The sequence below is a fragment of the Streptomyces apricus genome, assembly GCF_008369065.1.
Lineage (GTDB): Bacteria > Actinomycetota > Actinomycetes > Streptomycetales > Streptomycetaceae > Streptomyces > Streptomyces apricus.
Map to the genome: position 1 here is coordinate 1 of NZ_VDFC01000111.1, position 7718 is coordinate 7718.

Below are 7718 nucleotides of genomic sequence, written 5' to 3' on the forward strand. Positions count from 1 at the left end.
CTGCCCGCGGCTTCGACTCCGGCTCCGGCGGACCTGGCCGACGCCTTCCGGGCCGCGATGTCGGCCCTGGCGGCCCCCGTCACCCTCGTCACCTGCTACGACGACCGGGGCATGCCGCGCGGTCTGACGGCCAGCGCCGTCAGCTCGCTCTCCCTGGCCCCGCCGCTGTTCCTCGTCTGCCTCGACCGCAACTCCCGTACGCACGACGCGCTGACCGGCGCCGAGGACTTCGCCGTGCATCTGCTCGGGCCCGGCGAGGAACACCTCGTCAAGCGTTTCATGCGGCCCGCCGAGCACCGCTTCGACGGCGTCCCGCTGGCCGCGGACTCCCACCGGGCGCCCGTGATCAGGGACGCGTCCCTGACCCTGCACTGCTCCCGCCACGACGTCCTGGAAGGAGGTGACCACACGATCCTGGTGGGCCGGGTGACCCGGGTGGGCGGTGAGCCCGCGCGTTCGGGCGGCCTGCTCTGGCACCGACGGGGTTTCGCGCACGCGCGCCGCCCGTGACCCGGACGGGGGCCGCCACCGCTCTCCACGCGGTCGGCGGCCCCCGTCGGTGCGTCCGCACACCTTTCCCGGCTTCCCCCGGACCCTGCCGGCCGGCAACCCCGCCCGTGACGCGGGACGTTGCTGCGGAGGAAGTTCTTCCGCCCTCGGGGCGGTACCGCAGGCAACATCAATTACGCTGGCCCCGACCGTAGGTCGAACAACTCCACGAACAGGCCACGGGCGCAGCTTCGAGCCGCCTGCGCCGATCTCCAGCAACTTCCGGGTTGAACCGCGAGGAAAGGTACGGAAGTCCATGTCCGACCAGCAGCGGGCGTCAGGTGAGACCTCCGCCCCGCAAGCGGCAGCCAGCACACCCGAGGCCGAGGCCGCCGCGGCCCGGCCCACCGGGGCCGGGAAGCCGCCGACCACCTCCGAGCAGCAGGGCGCCACCGCGGGGAAGACCGCGAAGAGCGAGCCGGAAGCCGGAGAAGGCACCGGCACCGGTACGGACACCGGCAGTGGCGCCGATGAGGCGACCGGATCCGCCGAAGCGGCGGGCGCCCCGAAGGCCGCCCCTGCGGAGGGCGGGACGGACGGCCCGGGCGACACGGGCAAGGCGAGCGAGACGGGCAAGGCCGAGGGCACGGCCACCGGCGGGAAGGCCGCGGAGGGGGACGGTGCCGGGGACACCGGCGGAGCCGGGAGCGAGGGCGGTACGGACAACGGCGCCCGGGCGCTCTCCGCCGCGGCGACCCGGGGCCGGCCGGAGGCCCTCGCGGCCGCCGTGGACAGCAAGGGCACCGGCACCATCACCGCGAGCGGGATCGGCCGCCCCCGCAAGCCGGTCCTCGCGGGCGCCGCACTGGCGGGCGCCGTCCTGATCGCCGTACCGCTGCTGATCACGGTGACCGACAAGGACGAGGACAAGAAGGCCATCGACACGGCCGCCTCCGACACCGTGCTGAACAAGGAGGACGCCCCGGCCGGCGTCTTCGTGACCCAGACCCCTTCCCCCTCGAAGACGAAGGAGAAGAAGAAGGAGACGGAGAAGGCGGAGCCCGCGCCGCCGGCCGCCGCCAAGGCCGCCGCGCCCTCCCCGAGCGCCAGTCCCTCGCCGAGCAAGACGAAAAAGAAGAAGGCCGCCACGAAGAAGGCGGTGAGCACGCTGCCGGCCGTCCTCACCCGGGTGCTGATCAAGAACAACGCCAACGGCACCTGTGTCGACATCCCCGGCTTCAGCAGCGGCCGGCAGGACGGACCGATCACGCAGGCGACGTGCAACAGCAACACCGACGACAACCAGCTCTGGAACGTCGAGAAGCGCTACGACAAGGCCGGGCCCGGCGGAGCGCCGCTCTTCCAGATCCGCAACGTCATGGACAGCATGTGCCTGGACCTGCCGGGTTACGGGGGCGCCGGAGGCGCCACCAAGGTCACGGAGTTCCCCTGCAACGGCACCACGAACGACAACCAGCTGTGGTGGCTGGACAAGCAGGCCGACGGTAAGTACTGGATACGCAATGCGGCCAGCAACAACCAGTGCCTGGACTCCTACGGCCGCGACGACGCCACTCGCGACCTGATCATCTGGCCCTGCTCTCCGGAGGGCCAGAACAACCACGAGTGGATCTTCACCCGCTCCTGAATCCGGGCGGTGCGTACAAGTGCACCCGACGGGCCGGGCCGGCCACGAGACCGTACGCCGTCTCGTGGCCGGCCCTCCCTGCTCCCTGGTCCTCTCCTCGATGTGCGGCTGAGTACTCAGGCCGGACCGGCTGAGTACGGCACCGGATGCCGTGGCGGCCCGGCGGCTGCTGGACTGTCGCCATGACCGAGGACGCGCCACGCCCCCGCCCCCTCCGCACCGTCGGCAGCAGGGCGGTCACCACCGGTTCCGCCCTCGCGGTGGTCCTGCTCCCCCTGGTCGTGGGGGCGCTGGCCTCCCGGGCCGCGGGCGGCGACCCGATGGCGTCGGTCAACGCCCTGATGACGGGCGGCGGGCAGCGCGCCCGCCTCTCCCGCGGCCAGTTGCGCACCTACCGGGGTCGGGCCCTCACGACGGTGCGGCACGTGTGGGATCGCTCGCCCCGCATGCCGGAAGGGAAGCCGCTGCGGGCCGCCCTCGCCGGGGCCGGCCGTGACCGCCGCGGCCGTACCGCCGGCGGCGATCGGCCTGCGGACCGCCACCGGGACCACCGGGCCACGGCGTCCGGATGACCTGCGTCCGGGCGGGGTTTCGAGTCCTGCCCGCTCCGGCAGTCCTCTCCTTGCACACCCGGTCGCCGCTCCCCGCGGCCGTCGGCCCGGCCCGGCGGCCGGGGACGTACCGCGCCGCTGAGCGGGCACCCGTCCCCGGCGCACGACCGACCGGAACACCGACGCAAGGAGCGACATGCGTTACCGCACACTCGGCAGCTCGGACCTGGAGGTCTCGGAGATCTCGCTCGGTTCCTGGCTGACCTACTCCGGCGGCGTCGAGGCCGACCGCACCCGCGCCTGCACCGAGGCGGCGTTCGACGCGGGCATCAACTTCTTCGACACCGCCAACGTCTACGGGCGCGGCGCCGCCGAGTCCGCCTGGGGCGAGATCCTCTCCGCCCACCCCCGGGACTCCTACGTCCTGGCCACCAAGGTGTGGGGCCGGATGTCGGACGACCCGGCCGACCAGGGCCTGTCCCCCGCGCAGATCGCGAAGCAGATCGACGCCTCCCTGACCCGCCTGAGGACCGACCACGTCGACCTCTACCAGGCCCACCGCTTCGACGCGTCCGTCCCGATCGAGGACACCGTCGAGGCGCTGCAGAAGGTCGTCGAGCAGGGCAAGGCCCGCTACCTCGGCTTCAGCGAGTGGACCCCCGAGCAGATCCGGGCCGCCCTCGACATCAGCAGCCCCGGCCTGTTCGTCTCCTCCCAGCCGCAGTACTCCATGCTGTGGCAGGCTCCCGAGGCCGAGGTCTTCGAGCTGTGCGCGGCCAACGGCATCTCGCAGATCGTCTGGTCCCCGCTCGCCCAGGGCGTGCTGACGGGGAAGTACAAGCCCGGAGAGCCCGTTCCCGAGGGCAGCCGGTTCGCCTCCGCCGACATGGCCGTCTCCCAGGACCTGGTCTACAGCGACGCCACCCTCGAAGCCGTCCAGCGCCTCGTCCCGATCGCGGAGGAGGCGGGGATGAGCATGCCGACCCTGGCGCTCGCCTGGGTGCTGCGCCGCACCGAGGTCGCCTCCGCCATCACCGGCGCCTCCCGCCCCGAGCAGGTCCACGCCAACGCCGCCGCTTCCGGCGTCGAGCTCTCCGCCGACCTGCTGGCCGCCGTCGACCGGGCCCTCGGCGACGCCCCCGTCACCGGGCCGACCCTCGCCCCCGGCGCCCAGACCGGCGTCAAGCACCGCTGATCCGGCGGTCCGCCGCCTTCCTGGACGCGGCGCCGGCGAGCACGCCGGCGCCGTGTCCGGGACCCGTCCGGGAGGGGCCTGGGAGAGGCCCGGACGGGTCCCGGATGCGGCTTCCGCCCGGGTCAGTCGCGTACGAGCAGGACGAGTGCGGCGAGGACCGCGGCCAGGGCGACCGCCGCGGCGCCGTACGCGAGCCGGTGGGCGCGCAGTACGGGGAGGTGCCGGTCGACGGCCAGGCGTCCGGGGCCGGTCAGGGCGAAGGCGGCGGCGGCCGCGGCGAGGACGAGCTCGTACTCGACGCCGTCGGGCGCGAAGAAGCCGCCGCCCCACTTCACGGCGAGCGCGTTGATCATCGTTCCGAGGACGGCGGCGCCGGCCAGCGGCGTGCACAGGCCGAGGACCAGGCCGAGCCCGCCGAGGGTCTCGCTCAGCCCGGCGACGACGGCCATCGCCTTGCCGGACGGGTAGCCGCTCATCTCGAAGAACTGTCCGGTGCCGTCGAGACCGCCGCCGCCGAACCAGCCGAACAGCTTCTGGGTGCCGTGCGCGGCGACGGTGAGGCCGATCGCGACGCGCAGGATCAGCAGGCCGATGTCATAGGCGTGCAGGGGCGCCKGGGCGGTGCCGGAACCGGTGGTGGGGCGTGGGGAGTCGAGGGTGGATGTCATGGGGGCCCTCCTGAGCAGGTGTATGTCTTTGAAGGTTCAAGCTTCGCCGACCCTACCTAACGCCTGAAAGTTCAACAATTCTGGTCGCCCAGGTGCCCGACCGCGACCCGCCACGCGGCCTCGACCGCCCGGTGCGCGGTGGCGGTCGCCGTCGCGGTCCCCGCGGGCAGGTGCAGCGGCGCGCCGACGTGCACGTGCAGGCGCGGACGGCGGACGGGAGCGGTCAGGAGGCCCGCGACCTGTTTGGCGCGCCCGCCGGACACGACCCGGCGGGCCCCCGCCTGGCCGACCGGCACGACCGGGGCACCCGAGGCCAGGGCGAGGCGGGCGGGACCGCTGCGGAAGGGCTCGGGCGCTGCCGCGCCGGGAGGACCCAGCCTGGCGGTGCGGCGGTGGACGGGCACGTGGCCGCCGCGCTCCAGCAGCTGCCCGAGGACGGGTACGCGCCAGAGTCCGGCGGTGGCCAGGACGACGGGCTCGATGCCCAGGGAGCGCAGGGCGGCCAGCACGATGCCGGGGTCCGCCAGGGAGGTGTGGTTGGCGACGAGGATGCCCGGAGCCACCGGACCGGTGAGGTCGGTGGAGGTCGTCAGCCGCCCGAGGGCGGGGACGACGGTGGCGGCGATACGGCTGAGCACGTGACTCCTGTGTCCTGGTACGTCTGCGTTCCGGTGCGCCCGTGTTCTGGTGCATCTGCCTTCCGGTGCGCCCGTGTTCCGGTGCGTCGTGGCGACGCGACGATCCGGTCCGATGGGCTTCATCGTCGTCCTGGCGCGGTCCGCGGACCTGAGTCGCCGTACTCATCCGGGCCCGTACGCCCTCCCGTGCCGCGGCGCCGTCGTACTCACCCGCCCGCTCAACGGGCGGTGCCGACGGGGCCGTTGCGGGCCCGTACGGCGTCCGGCGTACCCTGTGCGCAGTACGGACACGGCCAGGGGGAGCACGTGAAGGCTGGGACGGTTCAGGACTGGGACTCGACCCTCGACTCGGTCGTGGTCTACGCACAGGGCGCGCTCTGCCGGCGTCTCGCGCACGGCACCGTGCCGCCGGACGGCAGGGTGCGCATCCCCGGGCTGCCCCGGACGGTGGACCCCGGCTCGCTGCGAGCGCGTGTGCTGGGCACCTCCGGGGCGCGGGTCGTCGAGGCGCGCATCGAGGTCGACACCGAACCGAACGGCCCCGGCGCACCGCATGGTCTGGAGCGCGAGGTGGAGCGGCTGCGCGAGGAGTCCGCCGCGGCGCGGGCCCGCCGGGACAGGCAGCTGGGCCTGATCGAGGAGATCCGGGGGCTGCGGCCGGTCCCGCCCGGCCGCAAGCGCGAGGACCCGCCCCGCCGCACCCCGGTGCACGCCTGGCTGGAACTGGCCGACTTCGTCGATGCGCGGCTGACCCGCCTGCACGAGCGCCTGGCCGAGCTGGAGGAGGCGCTGCTCCGCGTCGAGCACGACTTCATGGTCGCGGCGGACGCGCTCACCCGTGCCTCCACCGACGCGCCGTCGGCGCACCTGGCGACCACGGTCTCGGCGCTCGTGACCCTCCACGGCGCGGACGACGCACGGGAGGAGGGGAAGGTGGAGGTGGAGGTCGAGCTGGAGTACGGGGTACCGGGCGCGGTCTGGGCCCCGGCCTACCGTCTCCACCACCGCCAGGGCGACGGCAGCGGCCGTCTGGTGCTGCGCGCCTCGGTGGCGCAGCGCACCGGGGAGGACTGGAACGGCGTGCGCATCGCACTGGCCACCGCCGACCTCCGCCGCCGCACCGATCTGCCCCGGCTCCGCTCGATCCGGATCGGACGCCGTCAGCCGCCCCCCGCGCCCGCCGGCTGGCGCGAGCCTCCCGCGGGGCTCTCCGACCTGTTCACGGGGTACGACGCCACGGCGTCCCGCACCGCTCCGGCCGCCGCGCGCAAGGCTTACGCGGCAGAGGCCGTGGCGGGTGCAGGGGCTGCCGGGGGCGCCGCGGTCACGGGTCCTCCGGCCGAGTGGGTCGCGGGCGGCCCGGTTCCGATGCCCCCGCCCTCGGCGCCCCAGGCGTACGGAGCGCCGCCCCCGGTCTATGGAGCGCCGCCCCCAGCGCCTGGCGCCAGCGGTGCGTTCTCTCCGCAGGCGGTCGGCGGCGCGGCGCCCGATCACGCGCCGCCGCCCCGCGCAGCGCGGGGCGCCGCGCCCCGCGGCGGCGCCTTCGAGACGTCCGCGGCCGGGCTGCCCTCGGCTCCCGGCGGCCCCGCGCGAGCGGCGGCTCCCGCGGGCATCGCGCCGATCGCCCCCGCGCCGACCGCGCCTCCCACCGGTCCGCCGCGGCCCGGCGGTGCCGAACTCGACTACGCGGCGCTCGTCCTGGCGGGCCCGGAGGAGGCCGCCGGGCGCAGGGGCCTGCTCTTCCCCGACGCGTCCTTCGACCCGGTGGCGGCGGAGTACCGCCGCCGCGCCGAGGCGGTGGCCGCGCTGCCGCTGCCCGGTCACGCCGTGCGGCCGCGCGAGTCGGCCGGTTCCTTCGACCACCGCTTCGACGCGGCCGCCCGTACCGACATCCCCTCGGACGGGACCTGGCACACGGTCACCGTCACCGAGATCCCGGTCGGCCTGCGCACCGAGTACCTGTGCGTGCCGTCGGTCGAGGAGACCATGTACGCGACGCTGGTGCTGTCCAACGCCACCGRCCAGGCCCTGCTGGCCGGGCCGGTCGAGGTCACCGTCGACGACGAGTTCCTGCTGACCACCGCGCTGCCGACGCTGGCGCCGGGCGGTGAGCGCCGGGTGGGACTGGGGCCCGCCGAGGCGGTCCGCGTCACCCGCCGCACCGAGATGCACGAGTCGTCCGCGGGACTGCGCGGCGGCACCACCGTGCTCGACCACCGCGTCCACGTGGAGCTGGCGAACCGGCTGGCCCGGCCGGTCGCCGTCGAGGTCCGGGAACGGGKGCCGGTCACCTCCGACCCGGACGTCAGGATCGAGGAACGGGCCGGCTGGACGGCCCCCGAGGAGGGCGCGGGCCCCGACCGGCTCACCCCGGGCACCCGCGTGTGGCGGGTGGAGCTGCCCGCCGGGGGCACCGCCGCGCTCGACGGCGGCTACGAGATACGCGTCCCGGCCGGCAAGGCCCTGGTCGACGGCAACCGCAGGAGCTGGCACCCGCCATGTCCACGGAACCGAACCCCACCGCCGTCC

General features: G+C 74.9%; 7 protein-coding genes. 5 read left to right on the forward strand and 2 right to left on the reverse strand.

Translation table 11 applies throughout. The features are described 5' to 3' along the window. The 4 genes from FGF04_RS38070 to FGF04_RS38085 all read left to right on the forward strand — a co-directional run. A partial coding sequence (locus FGF04_RS38070) for a flavin reductase family protein (RefSeq protein WP_328596491.1) occupies positions 1-510 on the forward strand: 510 nt, incomplete at its 5' end. A gap of 295 nt (positions 511-805) precedes the next feature. Then, positions 806-2137 carry an RICIN domain-containing protein gene (locus FGF04_RS38075; protein ID WP_149515964.1) on the forward strand — a complete coding sequence of 444 codons (1332 nt, stop codon included), beginning with the start codon at positions 806-808 and terminating at the stop codon, positions 2135-2137. 182 nt (positions 2138-2319) lie between these two features. Then, complete coding sequence (locus FGF04_RS40475; protein ID WP_188114408.1) at positions 2320-2709, forward strand: hypothetical protein; 390 nt, start codon at positions 2320-2322, stop codon at positions 2707-2709. Positions 2710-2884: 175 nt separating this feature from the next. Beyond that, positions 2885-3883, forward strand: a complete 999-nt coding sequence (locus FGF04_RS38085) for an aldo/keto reductase family protein (protein ID WP_149515965.1) — start codon at positions 2885-2887, stop codon at positions 3881-3883. Positions 3884-4005: 122 nt separating this feature from the next. Here the strand turns inward: FGF04_RS38085 and FGF04_RS38090 are convergent, their stop codons facing one another. Both FGF04_RS38090 and FGF04_RS38095 read right to left on the reverse strand, forming a co-directional pair. After that, positions 4006-4551 (reverse strand): DoxX family protein, encoded by a 546-nt coding sequence (locus FGF04_RS38090; RefSeq protein ID WP_149515966.1) that lies wholly within the window; start codon positions 4549-4551, stop codon positions 4006-4008. A 71-nt stretch (positions 4552-4622) separates the two neighbouring features. Further along, positions 4623-5189, reverse strand: a complete 567-nt coding sequence (locus tag FGF04_RS38095) for a lysophospholipid acyltransferase family protein (protein WP_149515967.1) — start codon at positions 5187-5189, stop codon at positions 4623-4625. A 306-nt stretch (positions 5190-5495) separates the two neighbouring features. Here FGF04_RS38095 and FGF04_RS38100 point away from each other — a divergent pair. Then, on the forward strand, positions 5496-7718 hold a 2223-nt coding region (locus FGF04_RS38100), incomplete at its 3' end, for a DUF4139 domain-containing protein (protein WP_408055723.1).

Coding starts and splice junctions, on each gene's coding strand:
- FGF04_RS40475 (WP_188114408.1), top strand. CDS start 2,320: ATGACCGAGGACGCGCCACGCCCCCGCCCCCTCCGCACCGTCGGCAGC.
- FGF04_RS38085 (WP_149515965.1), top strand. CDS start 2,885: ATGCGTTACCGCACACTCGGCAGCTCGGACCTGGAGGTCTCGGAGATC.
- FGF04_RS38075 (WP_149515964.1), top strand. CDS start 806: ATGTCCGACCAGCAGCGGGCGTCAGGTGAGACCTCCGCCCCGCAAGCG.